Raw genomic sequence first — 254 nt, forward strand, 5'->3', positions numbered from 1 at the left:
CGGGGCTGACGGGCTTCGTCGCGGGCGTCGCGCGCAAGGTCGCGCCGGACGGCGTGACTATCAACAACCTGCTGCCGGGCCTGTTCGACACGGACCGCATCGCCGTGACGTTCGAGGCATCGGCGAAATCGCAGAACATCTCCGTCGACGAAGCGCGCAAGCAGCGCATGGCGACGATTCCCGCGCGCCGCTTCGGCACACCCGACGAGTTCGGCCGCGCCTGTGCGTTCCTGTGCAGCGTGCATGCGGGCTAT

1 protein-coding gene is annotated in these 254 nt (G+C 68.5%); it reads left to right on the top strand.

Annotation, left to right across the window (positions count from 1 at the left end):
• Positions 1 to 254 (top strand): SDR family oxidoreductase (locus tag SB771_RS35785; protein ID WP_410722140.1); only part of this gene is annotated, 254 nt, incomplete at both ends.

The sequence above is a fragment of the Burkholderia sp. SIMBA_051 genome (assembly GCF_046534915.1).
GTDB classification, from domain to species: domain Bacteria; phylum Pseudomonadota; class Gammaproteobacteria; order Burkholderiales; family Burkholderiaceae; genus Burkholderia; species Burkholderia ambifaria.